The organism is Haloterrigena sp. H1, assembly GCF_005938085.1.
Taxonomy (GTDB): Archaea; Halobacteriota; Halobacteria; order Halobacteriales; family Natrialbaceae; genus Natrinema.
In genome coordinates this window covers 2,848,873-2,866,042 of the sequence record NZ_SMZK01000001.1, presented here as the reverse complement: position 1 = coordinate 2,866,042, position 17,170 = coordinate 2,848,873, and the positions used below count along the sequence as shown (strand labels likewise).

Genomic DNA, 17,170 nt, shown 5'->3' with positions numbered 1-17,170 from the left:
CCCACCGTCACTGACGGGACGCTCCCGCGTGGGTCCGCGACCGTGTGCGGGGCTTCGAGTGCCTGCCCCTCACGCTGCCCGCGAAGTGTGCCAATCGCTAAGTACTCTCATGCCGTTAGCCCTGCGTATGTGGCCCTCTCGGAACCGGGTGGAGACGGTCACGTGCGTTGCCTGTGGTGCCGAGCGGCCGCGCGACGAGGCCCGCGAGTACGACAAGCACGGCGATCGCTGGGACCGCGACGACAAGACCTTTGAATACCTCTGTAAGGCCTGTCACCGCGATCTGTGTCACCACCCACGGAACGAACTCGAGGCGTTGTTGGTCGACCTCGACGCCGACACGCAGAGCCAGGAGGCGTTTCTCGCGCGTTATCTCGCGGCGGTCGAGGAGCGATACGGCACGCTCGAGGAGCGCGAGCGGTAGCGCCGCGACCGTCCCATCGTCCGGGACGGCGAGAGCGGTGCCCTCGTCCCGACACGACTTTCACCCTTACGTCCGTAGCCGTCTCCATGAGTGACGACGCACAGGCCGAGGCCGGTACGGTCGAAGGCCAAGGCCCCGTGGAGGTCTCGGAAGACCTCGCGCGCCATCTCGAGAACAAGCGCGAGGAGTTGTTCGAGAAGTTCGAGATCCCTTACGAGTTCCCGCCGGAGGTCTTAGAGGAGGCCGAAGCCCGGACGGAGGGCGTAACACAGGAGATCAGCGACGAGATCGACGAGCGGAAAGATCTGCGCGAGCTGACGACCTGGACCACCGACCCGATCGACGCCCAGGACTTCGACGACGCGCTCTCGATCGAAGAACGCGACGACGAGTACGTCCTCTGGGTGCATATCGCCGACGTAACCCACTACGTCAATCCCGAGACGGCGATGTGGGACGAAGCCGTCGAGCGCAGTAACACGGTTTATCTGCCCGGCTACACGGTCCATATGCTCCCGCCGGTGCTTGCCGAGACGGTCTGTTCGCTCGTGCCAAACGAGGAGCGACTCGCCCACACCGTCGAGATGCACCTCGACAAGGAGAACCTGACCTACGAGAACATCGAGATCTACAAGTCCGTCATCGAGTCCGACGAGCGACTTACTTACGCGCAAGCCGAGAAGCGCCTCGACGACCCCGATGCGCCGCTCCACGAGGAGAACACACTGGTCTACGATCTCGCCGAGCGGATGCACGAACAGCGCAAGGAGGACGGCTCGCTCGTCCTCAACCCGAGCCGCGACCGTGCCCACACCATCATCGAGGAGTGCATGCTGAAGGCCAACAAGGCCGTCACGCACGAACTGATGTGGAACCGCGGTGTCTCGGCCATGTACCGGGTCCATCCCCAGCCAAGCCCCGACGAGTGGTCCGAAGCCCTCCAGGAGATCCAGGACTTAGATGGCGTCTCGATCCCCGGCAGCACCTGGGACGACCCCCGGAAAGCCGTCAACGCCACGCTCGAGGAGGCCCCCGACCGCCAGCTGGACAAGATCCAGTGGGCGGTGATGAAGGTGATGCCCCGGGCCCGATACATGAACGATCCGTTCGGCGGCCACCACGCGCTGAACTTCGAGATCTACGGCCACTTCACGAGCCCGATCCGCCGCCTGTCGGACCTGATCAACCACTGGATCGTCTACAAAAACGACGTGCCCGAGAACCTCGTCGAACTCTGTGACCGGGCCAGCGATAAACAGAAAGACGCCGAACAGTGCGAACGCGAGTACAAGACCTTCCTCCAGGAGGTCGGCCTCGACCCGATGGCGGTCAACAACCGCGGCATCGAAGTCGTCGATGAGAGCGAGGCCGAGAAGACGCTGTAACGACCTGCTTACAACTCCTTCTCGTAGACGTGTTCCTCGAGTCCGACAGCGAGCCCGGACGACCGTGTCCCGACGCGATCGAAGCCTCGCGATTCGGAAAACGAGATCCCGATCTCGTTGTCGGCGAGGACAGCCAACCGCCCGCGGTCGAAGCTAGCCGCAACTCCCGTCTCGATGGCCTCGAGCAACGCCGTGCCGGTCCCCTCGTTCCAGACGGTAGGCCGGACGTACAGGCACGCGAGAAACGCGACTGCGGTGTCCTCGGGCCACGGAACGACGTGGGCGAAGCCATCGAGTTCGGGGGCTGACCAGCAGCCGGCCCCGTCGGCAGCGGCGGCGGCGGCGTCGCCTTCCGTCTCGGCGACGAGAAATGCGGCATCGTCACGGCACCCGGTGTTGGTGATCGCGGCCTCAAGGTCGCCGATCGCATACCAGTCGTCGACGACGTCGTCGACTGTGTCGAAGCCGAGGATGTCATCGTAGACGGCGTGCCAGCTCTCGCGTGCGATCTCGTGGACGGCCCAGATATCGTCGACCGTCGCCTGCCGGACGACTCGAGTCACGGGGGTGGCTATCACGGCAGCCGGTAAAAAGCGGCAGGCGACTGCTATCGATCCGTTACGGTCGCGGCAAACGAGGAATCCGCTCGCGGACGCGCCGTGATCTGCCACGGTCGGCCGCGCTCGAGGTGCTGCTACTATAGCAGCCACTGAACGTCACTGCACGCCCAACCGCATGACGGCTGTGTGATCGGTGTGGGAGCCGTTTCAGTTGTTACTATATTGGCTCCCAGTCCGTGAACACCGATCACGGCCCGGCGCCTGTCGCCGCCGGTAACGGCGTTCGAGTCCGATCGGTATGTGTCCGGCACCCTGTCCGACGGTCTGAAACCGACGGGGAAACGGCAATCGGAAGGTCTCGCTCCGTTACTGGTGGAGCCGAGCGACGGCACCGATTAGCAGGGCGATCAGTGCAACACCGGCTCCGAAGCCGGGCATGCTGTCGCCGGTTCCGTTGTTCGTGTCGTCTTCCGTAGCGTCGTCGCTGCTCGTCTCGGTTTCAGACCCGTTGCTTCCGTCAGCACCGTTGCCGTCGATCGTCAGCGTTCGTGTCGAGAAGTGATTGACTGCGACGTAGACCGTCGTCTGTCCGTCTACCCCTGCGTCCTGGACGATCATGTATCGGGACTCGTCGCTGCCGATCGCACCCTCGAGTTCGCTCTTCGAGGATGCCTCGACAGCGGCCTCACCGTCGACGCGCACCGTGAGGTTCTCGAGGCTGCCGACGGCGTCCTCGGAGACGGTGGTCATCACGACCGTTCCCTCGTGGACGGCTCGATCGACGGTCACGTTGACCTGATTCGCGGCGGTCTGGCTCGCTGTCGCCGAGGTCCCTTGGCCATAGGAGACGGCGTCGGAAACGATCTCGCCGTCGCGCTCGACCGCGCTCACTTCGACGGCGGCGTTGCCATCGGCGATCAGCGACTCTTCGTACTGGGCGTGTTCGTCGCGCTCGCCCTCGGCGTAGGAGCGAAACGCAAGTGTCGCATCCTCACTGAGGTCGGCGGTCACAGTGCCGTCGGTGACGCCAACCTCGCCGTCGCCGACCACGAGGAAGACACCCTTGCGACTGTCCGTTTCGACGCGGACCCGATCACCGTTCTCGCTGGCCTCGGCGTCGGCTCCGAGCTCGGCCTTGACGTACTGGGCCTCGTCGCCGCTTTCGACGACCAGCGTACCGCGTGGGGTGTCGTGAGCCGACAGGGTCGCACCGCTTGCGGCCTGAACCTCGGTGCTGGCTTGCGTCTCGGTCGCCAGCGACAGGCCCGCACCGTCTAGGTTCGTCGCCGCCTCGAGCCCGACGGCGCCCTCGAGACTGCCACTGGAACTCGAGTCGGTCTCGCTTTGGGACTGGACAGCAACGGTGGCAAACGTCTGTTCGCCGTCGACGCGGTAGTCGGTAATGGCGTCGCCTTGGAGCTCGAACGCGACGGTCGTACCGCTGTCGGCATTACTGTTGGCACCGGCGTCAGCACTGGTCTCGGTGTCGGTGCTAGTGGTGAGTTCGGCGCTGGTGTTAAGCTCGGTACTGCCGTCGGCCGTCCCTTCGAGGTCGGTACCGGCCTCGGCGTCGATCGTCGTCGATCCGTCCACGGTCGTCGCGGCTGCACCAGCCGCAGCCATTGCCACGGTGCCCGTGGTCACGAGCAGTGCAACCAGCAGTGCGGTTCCACGATTCATTGTACACCGTGACTTTCAACGCGTCCATAAAACACGTTCTGGCAAATCCGTCCAATCGTCGGGGGATCGTGATCCGCTACCGAGAGATGCCTTCGCCGCTGTCTTTGACGACGGCCTCGACTTCGTCGGCGGTGACGAGTGCGGCGTCGCCGGGGATCGTCCGCTTGAGCGCGGCCGTCGCCGCGGCGTACTCGAGGGCGGTCGACACGTCGTCGCCGGCGAGTCGACGGGCGATAAACGCACCCGTGAAGGCGTCGCCGGTGCCGATCGGATCGACGGTGTCGGTCTCGTAGGCCGCGTGGTCGTGGACGACGCTGTCGTGCCAGCCGACCGCACCTTCCTCGCCGCGGGTGACGACGACGGTCGTGAAGTCGTACTGGGAGCCGAGTTTGTGGGCGAGCTGGCGCGGGTCGCCCTCGAAGTCGAGGACGGTCCGGGCGTCACGAGCGGCGATCACGAGGATGTCGATGCCCGGAAACAGCTTAGTGAGCGTTTCTTTGGCCTCGTCGGGTGACCAGAGCTTGTTCCGGTAGTTGAAATCGAAGGCGGTCGAGGTGCCGCCCTTGCGGGCTGCCTTGAGCAGGTTTAGCGTCGTGTCCCGAAGCGTCGTCGAGAGCGCGGGGGTGATCCCGGTGGTAAAGAACACCTGCGCGTTCTGAATCAGGTCGATGTCGAACTCGCGGGCCTCCGCGGTCGAGATGGCGGTGTTCTCCCGGTCGTAGATTACGTTCGTGCCGCGGGGCTCACCCGCGTGCTCGAGATAGTACGTCCCCTGCCGACCGCGGTGGCTCCAGACGACGTCCGTCTCGATGCCGTGGCTCTGGAGTTCGCCGACGACGCGGCGGCCAAGCGGCGTCTCGGGGACCTTCGACAGCCAGGTCGCCGACGCGCCCAGTCGACTCGCCGCGATGGCCATGTTGCTCTCTGCACCGCCGGCACGGACTTCGAGTTCGTCGGTGTTCTCGAGCCGCTCGGAACCCGGCGGTGACAGCCGGAGCATCGTCTCGCCGAAGGTGACGATGTCGCTCACGAATCGACCACTCGGCTCGCGCGGCCGCAAACGACGGTGTGTCCGCCGGTCATAGTTCTGTCAACGGACGGCACCGATATAAGTTATGGCGGTCAGCCGACGAACGAACCACCGGATCGACCGCTTGCGACCGGCTGTGGACTGCGAGTGCAGAGCCAAAGGCGGCTGCAGTGGCCGAGCTACCGTGTCTCGGGCAGCGGCGAGGGAACCGACACGACCGTCGCCTCGCCGTCGCGCTTGCGGTCGACGTCGATCCCGAAATCTTCGAGCAACGCACAGCCGGTCTCGACGTGGTCGGTCACGGTCGGGATGCGAACGCGCCCACCGGCGACCGCGAGGACGATCAACAACTGGTCGGCCATGTGGCGGTCGACAGGAGCGTTGCCCTCGAGAAATCTGATCGCGGCGTCGGCGGCGTCCTCGCCGACGCGTTCGGCCGGCGTACCGCGCTCGCCGAGGGCCGAAACGCCAGCGACGCCGGTCCCGTGATCGAGTCGTAGCACCAGCGCAGAGCCCGGACAGGCGCTGTCCGCGGTCGTCTCACAGCGCTCTTCGAGATCGGGTGTGGCGTCGCGACCAAGCCGCTCGAGTGCGCCGTCGGCTTGTCGGTGAGCCACGTCGCGGTCGGCCAGCGACGCCGATTCGGTCGAATAGACCCGAAGCCCCTCGATCGGGCCGCGGTCGACGAGATCGACCCACTCGAGGGTCGAGGGGGCGACCTGCAGCGTCGCCCGGCCGCCGCCGGCGGGGTAGAACCCCCGGCGGTCGACCTCGCAGGCAGCCGCGAGGCCCAGCCGCCGGAGCAAGGGCAGTTTTACGTATCGAAAGTAATCCAGCGGCGGCGACCACGCCACGTCCGTCCCGCCGGTGACCGTCACCGACAGCGGCGACTCGAGGACCGTCGCCAGCGGCAGGAGTGCCTCGAACAGCAGCGTCACGCTGCCCGCGGTCCCGATGTCGATGTCGTACTCGCCGCCCGCGAGTTGCCCGCGGCCTGTCCGCTTACCGTCCGTCTCGAGTCCCGGCTCGAACGCGATCGTCTTCGCACCGAGTTCGGCACCCGACACGTCGGCGTCGCACACGTGGGCGATCGTCTCGAGGACCGCCAGGTGCTGGTGTGCCAGGCCCGGGTCCGGCCGGTCACCGCGGACGTTCTCGAGGCGAATCGGTTCGTTCGCGAGGACCGACAGCGCGAGCGCGGTCCGGAGGAACTGGCCGCCGGCGCTCGAGCCATCGAGGACGCGAGGGGACGTCATAGGCGGTGCTATGGGCTCGAGAATCCTATACTGTTGGACACCGACCGTGCTTATCGGGTGTCCGGCCGGTGTGTCGACAGTGGAGAGAAACCGTCACCAGCGCGTCGGTCTCACGGTGGAGGGCGCGCTGGCTGCGACGGTCGGCTATCTGTGGGTGTCGATCAGTCGTCGGCGACGTTCATCGAGTCGCGAGTGGACGGTTTCGACTTGAGCGGCTGGCCGCCCAGCGGGAGGACTTCGGCGTCGAAACTCCAGTTGGTCACTTCCGCGATGCTAATGTAGAGGGCACCCGCGCCGGTGACGAGACCGAGGTAGCCACCGAGCGTGACCAGCGACGCGATCCCGAGGATGTCGCCGAAGGCGAGCAGGAAGAACGTGATCGAGAGCATGAGGAAGACGCTCCAGAGCGCCCAGTTGAGCTTGAACGTGCTGATCCACATGCCAACGGTGAACAGCCCCCAGACGAGGAGGACGACCCCGATCGCCTGTGCGCCGACCGACGGGAGGAGCCCGTTGTGGGTCATCGTGATGAGGAGGCCAAACCAGATCCAGAACGCGCCGTAGCTGGTAAACGCGGTCAGTCCGAAGGTGTTGCCTTCGTTGTATTCCAGCATGCCGACGAGCAGTTGGACGAAGCCGCCGAAACCGAGTGCCATCGGAATCAGCGCCATTTCGAGTTCGAGACCGAAGAGTCCGGAGTTGACGAGGCTCAGCAAGATAGTCGTGAGGCTGAACGCTGCCAGGCCAAGGGGACCCGGGTTTCCGGTAGTAGTATTTGCAGGCATCAGCACACCGTAGCGAGTCGCGGGTTATAAAGCATGATGTTTGGACAAAAATGGTGACAGACTACAGTGGTATCTATCACGATTTATCAATTCATACCACTCAATAATACGTCGGAACATAGCATATACCACAGTCATCTCCTGTCGTGCTAGTTCCTCTCACGTTCAAAATTCGCATGAAGTCGATACGATAGCTGCTTCGACCGGTAGCGTGGATTCTAATGAACGCTAGCCGATGATTTAACCGATCTCTCTTTTTCTGACGGTGCAGCCAAAATCATAAGGGATAATATACATATTATCAAAACTAGCTGATAATATCTGCTCCTCGGAAGATCGTGTCGGGCTATCGATCGGCCGTTACCCGTCGTCGAAGACCGTCACTTTCCCACTGCGAGCGGTACCTCGACCGGGCGGGCACCCCTCGTCGGTCGCACCTGTGGCTCCGCCAGCTTCTCCCTTCGAACGCACTCGCTCTCACCGCCGCTATCGAGCGCTCGTCGGTGGCTGTGGAGCTGTCAGCAAGAACGGACGACTCGTTCGTGGGTCTCGAGTTCCTACCCGCCGTGACCGGGATAGTCCCGCTCGAACCGCGCTTCGAGCTCGGCTTCGTCGAACTGGACGATCACCGGCCGCCCGTGCGGGCAGGAATAGGGGTTCTCGCAGTCGTCTAACGCCTCGAGCAGATCGACCACCGACCCCTCGGTCAACGACGTGTTCCCCGTGATCGAGGGATAACAGGCCAGATCGCCGAGGAACTGATCGGCCAGCGCATCGACCGTCTCGGCTCCCGCCGCGTGATCGCCGTCGACAAAGGAGGTGAGCACGTCCCGCAGTCGGTCCGGCTCGAGCGTCTCCTCGAGCACTGCAGGGACGGTCGTCACGGCGACCGTCCGGTCGTCGACCCGATCGGCGTAGAACCCAAGCCGCGAGAGCGCCTCGCGGTAGTGGGTGAAGGCTTCGGCCTCCGCAGCGGTCAACTCGAGTTCGACAGGCTCAGCGAGCGCCTGCGCGGTCGGATCGTCGGCGAACGCCTCTTGCAGGCGTTCGTAGTTGACTCGCTCGTCGGCGGCGTGCTGGTCGATCAAGACGAGTCCATCGGGCGCCTCACAGACCAGATAGGTGTCGTGGAGTTGGCCGAGCACGCGCAGCGACGGCAGGGAGTCGAACTCGGTTTCCTCGCCCGTCGCGGCCTCGCCGGTCAGCGTCCGCTGTTCGGTGGCGGCTCTGAACGCACGCTCTGTGGGGGATGGCGTGTCGCGATCGCCCTTCGAGTCGGTTGCCATCGCACCGGCCGCGGTCTCGCCGTCCGTTCTGCGATCCGGATCGGCGCTTGTCTCCGCCGTGGTCGTCGACGTCCCGTCCGGTTCACTCACGTCCGCCTTCGAACGCGACGCGCGCTCGGTGTCGGCGGTGTCGGCCCCGCTCGAGTCGGCCGCCCCACCGACGCTCGCGTTTGCGGGATCGGTAGTCGATGGCGCGTCGTCCGCCGCCGAGTCTGCCGGGTCGCTCTCGTCGGCGTCCGCTCCGTCGGACGGCGTGGCCGCATCGGTACTCTCCTCGAGCGTCGTCGGCTCGTGCTCGGGCGTCTCGGTCCCGGCGCTGCGATCACGACCCGGTTCGATTCGCGCCTCGCCCGGTGCCGACCGGCCCCGTGGCGCTCGCGAGCGCAGCAGGCCGGCCTCGAGCAGCGCCGACTCGACGGCTGAATCGACTTGCCGGCGGACTGCGTCGTCGTCGTCGAATCTGACCTCGCGCTTTCGCGGATGGACGTTCACGTCGACCGCGTCGCCGGGGGCCTCGAGAAAGAGCGTGACGAAGGGGTAGCGGCCGCCACCCAGTTGCGTGCCGTACGCGCCCATGATTCCCTCGCGGACGGCGTCGGCAGTTACGGCTCGGCCGTTGACGTACGTCGCGAGGTAGTCCCGACTCGAGCGATTCGTTTCGGGATGGGAGACGAGCCCGGAGACGGACTCGAGCGGCCCCGGTGGGAGGGCGTCGCTGTCGGCCTCGACGGGAATCATCGACGAGGCAACCTCGCGACCGTAGACCGACAGCACGGCAGCCTGCAGATCGCCCTGGCCGGTCGTCGCGAACACCTCGCGGCCGTCGTGGGTCAACGAGACGGCCACGTCGGGGTTCGCGAGCGCATAGCGCGTGACGACGCGGTTGACGTGGGCGAACTCCGTCGCCGTCGTCTTCAGGAATTTCCGCCGGGCGGGCGTGTTATAAAAGAGGTCGTCGACCTCGACGATCGCCCCCGCGGGACAGCCCGTCGGCTCGACGCTCGTCACGTCGCCGCCCTCGTAGACGAGTTCCGTCCCTGCACCCTCGGAATCGCGGGGCCGCGAGCGGATCGTCAACCGCGACACCGAGCCGATCGTGTGCAGGGCCTCGCCGCGGAAGCCGAGGGTGGCGACGCCCGATTCGAGGTCTTCGAGCCCGTCGATCTTGCTCGTCGTGTGCTCGCGGACGGCCGCCCGGAGATCCGCCTCGCTCATCCCGTGGCCGTCGTCGGCGACACGGATCAACTCGGTGCCGCCGTCCTCGACGGTGACGTCGACGCTCGAGGCGTCGGCGTCCAAGCTGTTCTCGACCAGTTCCTTGACGGCGCTGGCAGGTCGTTCGACGACTTCGCCGGCGGCGATCCGGGCGACGGTGTCCTCGTCTAGCTGGTGAATGTCGGTGTTTCCTGTCATCGTGGTCGATCTCGTATCGCGGGTCCGCTCTCAGTTGCTCGTCGCGTACGGTCCGTCGTCGTATCAGTCTGTCCACTTCTGCGGTCGAATTCGCAGCGTCGCACGTTCACTACGTTACTAGCGTCCGCGGCGGACGTCTATCCGGCGCTCGTCTGTCCCCACGTCGAAACGGTTGCCGCTCGACTGTCGGGTCAGGCAACCGGTCGTGAGGGAGCGCTCTTGACACTCCGGTCGCTGGCCGAGTCGATGCCCGACGTGACGACGCCACACGTTTCGGCCGCCGTCGACGCGCTCGCGGACCGGGAATTGCGGATCGCAGCGCTTCGATTCCTCGAGTCTCTTGCACGGGTCCGTCCGGCAGCGGTCGCGACGCACGCCGACTCGCTGGAGTCGCTGGTCGCGGCCCTCGCCGGCCCCTCGGCGATCGACGACCGAGCGCGGGTCGATCGGACGGGACACGCCGAGCTCGAGGACGACGACAGCGCTCTCGAGGTAGCGTTCCGCGTCTGTCTGCAGCTTGCGAGGGACCGTCCGGACGCAGTGGCGGCGATTCGACCCCACGCGAAACGCGTGGTCGACGGTCGATACTACGGCGAGCGCCCGGCACTCGCCCTCCTGACTGTACTCGACGGCGGTCGCTGACGGCCCACCGTCGCCGCTCGGAGTCCAGTGACCGCCAACTCCAAAGCCCGATCCGCGACGACGAGCCGGAGTCGGCCGGTTCCGTTCGCGGGTAGCCGAGGCGGGCACCCCGACGGGTCGAACCCGGAACCGCGAACCGGTGAAAGAGCTAAGAGCCGTCCGGTGTTCGATACCGACGTCGAATCCGGAGGAGTGTTTCAGAACCATGAGCAACTATACCGTCGAAGTACCCGATGGGAAGGAACGCGGAATTCGAATCGAGTGCGACGACCACGGCGAGTCCGCGGAGTTCCAACCAGGGTATCGAAAGGTCGCGTTTCACTGCGAGGGCTGCGGCCTCGAGATCGAAGTCGACCTCCATGACCTCTCCGAGTGGCGGGACTTGGGCGAGCTGTGCTGACAGAAGCCGTCTGGTCCGATATCAGCCGTCTCGAGCGACTGCGATGCTCTCGGCGATGCTGACGGCTCGTCTCACCGAGTCAGTGGAACTAGTATCGAGTTACTGACTGCAGCCTCTGACCGACGCGTCATCCGACCCCACTCACTCTTCGAGCCGTTCCTGTAACTCTTGGACCTTCGAGACGAGTTCGATCGGCGGCGTCGTGTTGACGTCGATCGACTCGAGGTCCTCGAGGACAGCCTCTGTGTCGGGATCGAGCGACTGCTCGCCCGCGTCGGTCTCCGTCGGACCGCCGTCAGTCGACGCGGCCTGCCCCTGCGTTTGCATCGTTCCGCTGCCGAGATCGAAGACGGCCTGGACGGGCTCGCTCGAGGCCCCACCCTTGGCCTCGATGGCTTTCTCCTCGCGCAGCCGTGTCAAGACGTCTCGAGCCCGGTCGACGACCGGACCCGGCACGCCTGCGAGGTCGGCGACGTGGATTCCGTAGCTGCGGTCCGTGGGGCCGTCCCGCACCGTCCGGAGGAACGTCACGTCGCCGTCGCGTTCGTCAGCCGCGATGTGGACGTTCGCTACGCGGGGGAGGTTCTCCGCGAGCCCGGTCAGTTCGTGGTAGTGGGTCGCAAAGAGGGTCTTGGCTTTGACCTCGTTGTGGAGATACTCCGTCGCGGCCCACGCGATCGAAATCCCATCGTAGGTCGCGGTCCCGCGGCCGACCTCGTCTAAGATCACCAGCGACTCCTCGGTCGCCGTGTGGAGGATGTTCGAGAGTTCGTTCATCTCGACCATGAACGTCGAGCGGCCCTGTGCGAGTTCGTCCAGCGCACCGACGCGGGTGAAGATGCCGTCGACCAGCCCGATTTCGGCCTCCTTTGCAGGAACGAAACTGCCGATCTGGGCCAGCAGGACGATACACGCGACCTGGCGCATGTACGTCGATTTCCCGGACATGTTGGGGCCGGTGACGACCAGAAAGCCCCGATCCTCGTCCATGCGCACGTCGTTGGGAACGAACTCCGTCGTCTGTTCGACGACCGGATGTCGACCCTGGTCAATCTCGAGGCGATCACCCCGATGAAGGGCGGGCTGGACCCACCGGTTCTCGGCGGCGTGGGTCGCCAGACTCGCCAGCGCGTCGACGGTCGCCAGCGCCCGGCCGACGTCCTGGAGCAGTTCGGCGTGTGCGGCGACCGACTCGCGAAGCTCACAGAACAGTTCGTACTCGAGGTCGCCACGCTGCTCCTCGAGCCTGAGGATTTCGCGTTCTTTTTCCTCGAGTTCGTCGGTCGTAAAGCGTTTCGAGTTTTTCAGCGTCTTGATCTGCTCGTAGTGGTCGGGGACGCCGTCGGCGGCGGACTTACCGACCTGGATGTAGTAGCCGTCGGTCTTGTTCCGATCGACGGTGACGTGTGAGAGCCCGTGCTGGGCTTTCTCGCGCTCGGCGAGGCTGTCGAGCCACTCCTTGACCGCCTCGTGGCGCTCGATGACCTCGTCGAGGTCGTCGTCGTATCCCTGCTGGAGGAGTTCGCCCTGCCTGACCGTCGACGGCGGGTCGGCGGCGATGGCTTCCTCGAGGGTCTCCCGCAGCTCGGCGGCGGCGTCGCGACCCGGTCGATCGACGATCTCCGAGAGGGGAGAGTCGGCAAGCTCCGGATTCGATTCGACGATCTCGGCGACTGCGGGCAGGACCGCAAGCGTCTCCCGGACGGCGACCAGGTCCCGCGCGTCAGCGCTCCCGTGGGTCGCCTTCGAGGCGAGTCGCGCCAGATCGTAGGCCTCGCCGAGCGCGTCCTGGAGCTCGTCGCGAGTCAGCGCTGCCGTCGACAGCGCAGCGATGGACTCCTGGCGTTGCTCGAGCGTCGCGAGCGATCGCCGGGGCCGCTGGAGCCACTCTTTGAGTAGGCGGCCACCGGCACTGGTCTCGGTGTGGTCGATCGTCGCGAACAGCGACCCGTCGCGTTCGCCCTGCATGGTCTCGGTCAACTCGAGGTTGCGTTGGGTGGTCGCGTCCAGCGTGACGTGGTCGTCGCCGTGGTGGGCCTGGATGCGGGTCATGGAGGCCAGCACGCCCGCACCGGTGTCTTCGACGTACGCGAGGACCGCGCCGGCGGCGGCGATTGCCGGCTCGTCGACGGCCAGCCGGTCGACGGTCTCCGTGCCGAACTGTTCGCGAACCTGGTGGCCCGCCCGTTTCGGCGCGAACGCCTCCGTCTCGTGAAGGGTGAGCGTCGCGTCGCTGCGTTCGCGGACCCGGTTCAGCAGGTCGTCGTCGGTTCGCACCTCGGGTCCGGGCAGGACCTCGACCGGATCGAACCGGTAGAGTTCCGTCAACGCGTCGTCGGCATCCGCTGCTTCCGCGACCAGAAAGCGGCCGGTGGTCACGTCCGCAAAGGCGAGGCCATAGGCGTTTTCGCTCCCGCTCGAGCCGCCGGCACTCCCGCTGCCGTCGACGACCGCCGCGAGATACTGGGCGTCGGCGTCGCTCGTCTCGAGTAAGGTCCCCGGGGTCACGACGCGGACGATCTCGCGGGCGTGGCCGGAGTCAGTCTCGTACTGGTCGGCGACGGCGACCCGGTAGCCGCGTTCGACGAGGGCCTTGAGGTAGGGTGTCAGATCGTCGATCGGGACACCGGCCATCGGATACGACGAGCCGTGGGAGGATTTCTGAGAGACCTTGAGATCGAGTTCCTCGCTGACGCGCTCGGCATCCTCGCCGAAGAACTCGTAGAAGTCGCCACACTGCATCGCCAGTAGATCGGCGTCGGTTCCCTCTTTGAGGGAAAAAAACTCTCCGACAATCCCCGTCGCCTCGGTCATACTGGATGCGTATCGTTCCACCTCAAAAACCCTGCGGGATCCGTAGTGAAAGTGGTCGCTGCGACACCTGATCGGATCGATGACGATGTCGTTCTCGAAGAGGTCTCTTCGGGTCGAAACTTCGCTCCGAAACCAGCGGCCAAACCGACACGGCCCGGCAATCCCGAACGGGCCCGTGTGGGGTGGGTGGACGATCGGAGCAGAAGACGTCGGGACGTGCTCCGATCGGTGGCGAGGGTTCGGCGATGTCTCGGATGATCGGACGGGTTCGGTGGGGGGAGGGGAGGTGACCGAATCCAGCCCGCCTCGCCACGTCGTTCGTTCGACCCCTCACAGTATACTTATTGGGTCGTTAAGCCGCTACAACGGAGGCCGTGAGGCGAATCAGTACAACGTTCCGCCCAGCGGCACGTCGCCGTCAGGCGAGACCAGCACGGGATATCCTCCTCGCTGGGGACGCCGACGGTCAGCGCGTCGGATTTGAATCCTGCGATCCGCACCGATCCAGAGCTTCGTCATCTTCGGCTTCTCGGCTTCGGAGAACGGTTCGGTGTCGATCACTTCGCCGACTTCGAGTTCGACGTCGAACGAACTGTCGACCATGCGTCGCGATACCCCACCCACGGAAACCGGGCTATCGGTTCTTGATCTGAAACGCCCGATGGGGGTATATACCGCTCACCGTGGTAGGACGACGGACGACACCTCATGTCAGCGCCTCGCGACCACCGCGTGCTGATCCCGGTCGACGTTCTCGAGGGAGAGGTCGTTCCCGAAACGATCGTCGACGCGTTCGCGTCGATCCCGGTCGTCCTACTTGGCTATCGCGAGATACCCGACCAGATCGGCCCGGATCAGGCACGCGAACAGTACGGCGATCGTGCACGAGCCGAACTCGAGGAACTGCGGACGGTCTTCGAGGACGCCGGCTGTGACGTCACGTCGCGGCTGGCGTTTACCCACGACCGGCTGGCAACGTTCGAACGCGTCGCCGTCGAGGACGCCTGTGATGCCGTCCTGGTGCTCAACCCGGCACCCGTCCTCGAGACGGTACTCGTCGCACTCCGGGGCGACGTCAACGTCGAGTACATCGCTCGACTGCTCGCGACGGTCCTCGCCGGAACCGATCTCGAGCTCACCCTCTTTCACGTCGCGTCGGACGATGCGAGTCGAGCGGCGGGGACGGAACTGCTCGAGACGGCCCGGTCGGAACTGATCGACGCGGGCGTCGACGCGAATCGGATCGACAGCACGGTCGTCGTCGGCGACTCACCGACGGCGGCGATCGTCGAGAAAGCGGCCGACCACGACCTCCTCGTGGCCGGCGAGAGTCGGCCGTCGATCCGCCGGGCCGTCTTCCGGGACCGGGCCAAACGGCTGGCGCGACGGACGGTCGATCCGGTGCTCGTGATCCGTGGCGAGTATCTCGAGGACGAGGCCGCGTCCGACGAGGATCCGGCACCCGACGAGGACGGCTAACCGGTCGGCTACTGAGACGGTCTGCTGTAATGCAGTGCCGGTGTAACCGTGACCGTCCTACGGTTGCGCCGGTAAACAGTGACAGCAAACCGTCTGAGGGGCCAGCACCCAATCGATTCCCGGCCGGGGGCGAGACGCACAACGGTTAACTCGCGGCCAGCCATGGCCCTGAGCATGCGCCTGTCCGTGTCGGCATACGAAACGGTGTTCGACGAAGTCCCTGACGGACTCCTGCTTATCGATCCGGACACGGAACGGATCCGCGAGTGTAACCGACGGGTCTGTGAGCTGGTCGACCGCGAGCGCGAGGCCCTTCTAGACAGTGACGTGACGGCGCTCATAGACGAGGTTCGGGGGCCAGAAACCGAGCCCGTGCCAGCACTCGATCGAGACGACATCGCGACCAGGACGTGGCTGCTACGAACCGGCCCGAACACGGTGGTACCGTTCGACGTGCGCGTGTCGCCGATCTCGATCGATGGCGACAACCACGTCCTCGCACGGCTCACGGCGGCCGCCGACGAGACTGACCGGTCGCAGGACCCCGACCTCGACCGCGAGTTGAAAACGCGGGCGGTCGACGCCGCTCCGATCGGGATCACGATCACCGATCCCGATCAAGCGGACAACCCGATGATTTACGTCAACGAGATGTTTGAGGAGATCACCGGTTATTCGGCTGCCGAGGCCGTCGGACGAAACTGTCGGTTCCTGCAGGGCCCGGAGACGCGGGCCGAGCCGGTCGACGAAATGCGCGAGGCGATCGCGGCCAAACGGCCGGCCACGGTCGAACTCAAGAACTATCGCAGTGACGGCACCGAGTTCTGGAACCGCGTGACGATCGCGCCGGTTCGCGACGACGAAGGGACGGTGACGAACTACGTCGGGTTCCAGGAAGACATCACGGAACGCAAACGGAGCAGACAGGCGTTAGAACTCGCCGATCACCTGTTAAAGACCGTTCCCAGCGGCGTGTTTCGAACCGAACCCACCCCCGACGGGACGTTCGAGTACGCCAATCCTGCACTCGTGTCGCTTCTGGGTGTCGACTCCGCCGAGCAGCTACAGGAGTACCGTGTCGCGGACTTCTATGCGAACCCGGACGCGCGGGCCGAACTCGTCGAGACGCTTCGGGACACCGACGCCGCCTCCGTCAAACGCGAAGTGACACTCGAGCCGCTCGACGGGGAGTCGATCGACGTGGTGATCACGGCTTCCCTCTCGACGGACGAATCGGGAGCCGAACACGTCCACAAGGCTGTCCAGGACATCACGGAGCGAAAGCGCTACGAGAAGCGGCTGAAAGAACAGCGTGACGACCTCGACGTGTTGAACCAGATGCTGCGCCACGACATCCGCAACGATCTCCAGCTCGTCACCGCCTCCGCGGACTTCCTCCACGACCACATCGACGATGCGGGCCGCGAGTACCTCGCGACGATCCGGGAAAGCGCCGCTCACGCCGTCGAGTTGACACAGACGGCACGCGATATGTCCGACGTGATGCTCTCGACGGACGAAAACCTGACGCGTGTCGACCTTCGACGTACCCTCGAGAGCGAACTCGAGCGAGTGCGCTCGGAGCATGCGGCCGCCGCGATCACCGTCGAGGGGACGATTCCGCGGACGACGGTCGTTGCCGACGATATGCTCCACTCGGTCTTTCGGAACCTGTTGACCAACGCCATCCAACACAACGATCGGGAGGTGCCCACCGTGACAGTCGCCGCGACCGAACGCGACGAGAGCGTCGTCGTTCGCGTCGCCGACGACGGGCCAGGCGTCCCCGACGAGCAGAAAGACGAGATCTTCGGAAAGGGAACCAAAGGCGGGGACAGCGCCGGGACGGGGCTCGGCCTCTACCTCGTCGCAACGCTCGTCGACACCTACGGCGGCAGCGTCTCCGTCGATGACAACGAGCCTCGGGGAGCTGCCTTCGTCGTCGAACTGCCGACCGGCGAGTGATCAACCTCGGAGAACACGACTGGCAGACGGTCGCATACGGACACCTGTACC

At 65.3% G+C, this 17,170-nt stretch carries 13 protein-coding genes and 1 pseudogene; 6 read left to right on the top strand and 8 right to left on the bottom strand.

Annotated elements, in window-relative coordinates; translation table 11 throughout:
• The first annotated feature begins 127 nt into the window (after positions 1 to 127).
• On the top strand, positions 128 to 424 hold the full coding sequence (locus tag E2L06_RS14345) for a hypothetical protein (RefSeq protein WP_138782297.1): 297 nt from the start codon (positions 128 to 130) through the stop codon (positions 422 to 424).
• Positions 425 to 510: 86 nt separating this feature from the next.
• Complete coding sequence (locus E2L06_RS14340) at positions 511 to 1,809, top strand: ribonuclease R family protein (RefSeq protein ID WP_138782296.1); 1,299 nt, start codon at positions 511 to 513, stop codon at positions 1,807 to 1,809.
• Positions 1,810 to 1,817: 8 nt separating this feature from the next.
• On the opposite strand, the gene E2L06_RS14335 is transcribed toward E2L06_RS14340, so the two are convergent.
• From E2L06_RS14335 to mutL, 6 genes are all read right to left on the bottom strand, one after another.
• A complete protein-coding gene (locus E2L06_RS14335; protein WP_138782295.1) occupies positions 1,818 to 2,372 on the bottom strand; it encodes a GNAT family N-acetyltransferase in 555 nt (184 codons plus the stop codon).
• 363 nt (positions 2,373 to 2,735) lie between these two features.
• On the bottom strand, positions 2,736 to 4,049 hold the full coding sequence (locus E2L06_RS14330; RefSeq protein ID WP_138782294.1) for a PGF-CTERM sorting domain-containing protein: 1,314 nt from the start codon (positions 4,047 to 4,049) through the stop codon (positions 2,736 to 2,738).
• A 76-nt stretch (positions 4,050 to 4,125) separates the two neighbouring features.
• Complete coding sequence (gene kdgK1, locus E2L06_RS14325) at positions 4,126 to 5,079, bottom strand: bifunctional 2-dehydro-3-deoxygluconokinase/2-dehydro-3-deoxygalactonokinase (protein ID WP_138782293.1); 954 nt, start codon at positions 5,077 to 5,079, stop codon at positions 4,126 to 4,128.
• 179 nt (positions 5,080 to 5,258) lie between these two features.
• On the bottom strand, positions 5,259 to 6,335 hold the full coding sequence (rtcA, locus tag E2L06_RS14320) for an RNA 3'-terminal phosphate cyclase (protein WP_138782292.1): 1,077 nt from the start codon (positions 6,333 to 6,335) through the stop codon (positions 5,259 to 5,261).
• Between the two features lie 161 nt (positions 6,336 to 6,496).
• Positions 6,497 to 7,120 carry an acetate uptake transporter gene (locus tag E2L06_RS14315; protein ID WP_138782291.1) on the bottom strand — a complete coding sequence of 208 codons (624 nt, stop codon included), beginning with the start codon at positions 7,118 to 7,120 and terminating at the stop codon, positions 6,497 to 6,499.
• A gap of 557 nt (positions 7,121 to 7,677) precedes the next feature.
• Positions 7,678 to 9,819, bottom strand: coding sequence for a DNA mismatch repair endonuclease MutL (gene mutL, locus E2L06_RS14310; protein WP_138782290.1), 2,142 nt, complete (start codon positions 9,817 to 9,819; stop codon positions 7,678 to 7,680).
• A 246-nt stretch (positions 9,820 to 10,065) separates the two neighbouring features.
• On the opposite strand from mutL, the gene E2L06_RS14305 reads away from it, so the two are divergent.
• Both E2L06_RS14305 and E2L06_RS14300 read left to right on the top strand, forming a co-directional pair.
• Positions 10,066 to 10,461 carry a hypothetical protein gene (locus E2L06_RS14305; protein ID WP_138782289.1) on the top strand — a complete coding sequence of 132 codons (396 nt, stop codon included), beginning with the start codon at positions 10,066 to 10,068 and terminating at the stop codon, positions 10,459 to 10,461.
• A gap of 205 nt (positions 10,462 to 10,666) precedes the next feature.
• On the top strand, positions 10,667 to 10,861 hold the full coding sequence (locus E2L06_RS14300) for a hypothetical protein (RefSeq protein ID WP_138782288.1): 195 nt from the start codon (positions 10,667 to 10,669) through the stop codon (positions 10,859 to 10,861).
• A 141-nt stretch (positions 10,862 to 11,002) separates the two neighbouring features.
• Here E2L06_RS14300 and mutS read toward each other — a convergent pair whose 3' ends face one another.
• Positions 11,003 to 13,675 (bottom strand): DNA mismatch repair protein MutS, encoded by a 2,673-nt coding sequence (gene mutS / locus E2L06_RS14295; protein WP_138782287.1) that lies wholly within the window; start codon positions 13,673 to 13,675, stop codon positions 11,003 to 11,005.
• Between the two features lie 384 nt (positions 13,676 to 14,059).
• Positions 14,060 to 14,278, bottom strand: a pseudogene (locus E2L06_RS14290) (hypothetical protein).
• A gap of 105 nt (positions 14,279 to 14,383) precedes the next feature.
• Here E2L06_RS14290 and E2L06_RS14285 point away from each other — a divergent pair.
• Both E2L06_RS14285 and E2L06_RS14280 read left to right on the top strand, forming a co-directional pair.
• Positions 14,384 to 15,154: a universal stress protein gene (locus tag E2L06_RS14285; protein WP_138782286.1), complete on the top strand. Its 771-nt coding sequence runs from the start codon at positions 14,384 to 14,386 to the stop codon at positions 15,152 to 15,154.
• A gap of 174 nt (positions 15,155 to 15,328) precedes the next feature.
• The gene (locus E2L06_RS14280) at positions 15,329 to 17,119 is read left to right on the top strand and encodes a PAS domain-containing protein (RefSeq protein ID WP_171052378.1); all 1,791 of its coding nucleotides are present in this window, start codon (positions 15,329 to 15,331) and stop codon (positions 17,117 to 17,119) included.
• Positions 17,120 to 17,170: the final 51 nt, after the last annotated feature.

Bases quoted from the DNA above. Each gene is read 5' to 3' on its own strand.
- E2L06_RS14345 (WP_138782297.1), top strand. From the start codon at position 128: ATGTGGCCCTCTCGGAACCGGGTGGAGACGGTCACGTGCGTTGCCTGT.
- E2L06_RS14340 (WP_138782296.1), top strand. From the start codon at position 511: ATGAGTGACGACGCACAGGCCGAGGCCGGTACGGTCGAAGGCCAAGGC.
- E2L06_RS14330 (WP_138782294.1), bottom strand. From the start codon at position 4,049: ATGAATCGTGGAACCGCACTGCTGGTTGCACTGCTCGTGACCACGGGC.
- rtcA (WP_138782292.1), bottom strand. From the start codon at position 6,335: ATGACGTCCCCTCGCGTCCTCGATGGCTCGAGCGCCGGCGGCCAGTTC.
- E2L06_RS14315 (WP_138782291.1), bottom strand. From the start codon at position 7,120: ATGCCTGCAAATACTACTACCGGAAACCCGGGTCCCCTTGGCCTGGCA.
- mutL (WP_138782290.1), bottom strand. From the start codon at position 9,819: ATGACAGGAAACACCGACATTCACCAGCTAGACGAGGACACCGTCGCC.
- E2L06_RS14305 (WP_138782289.1), top strand. From the start codon at position 10,066: ATGCCCGACGTGACGACGCCACACGTTTCGGCCGCCGTCGACGCGCTC.
- E2L06_RS14300 (WP_138782288.1), top strand. From the start codon at position 10,667: ATGAGCAACTATACCGTCGAAGTACCCGATGGGAAGGAACGCGGAATT.
- mutS (WP_138782287.1), bottom strand. From the start codon at position 13,675: ATGACCGAGGCGACGGGGATTGTCGGAGAGTTTTTTTCCCTCAAAGAG.
- E2L06_RS14285 (WP_138782286.1), top strand. From the start codon at position 14,384: ATGTCAGCGCCTCGCGACCACCGCGTGCTGATCCCGGTCGACGTTCTC.
- E2L06_RS14280 (WP_171052378.1), top strand. From the start codon at position 15,329: ATGCGCCTGTCCGTGTCGGCATACGAAACGGTGTTCGACGAAGTCCCT.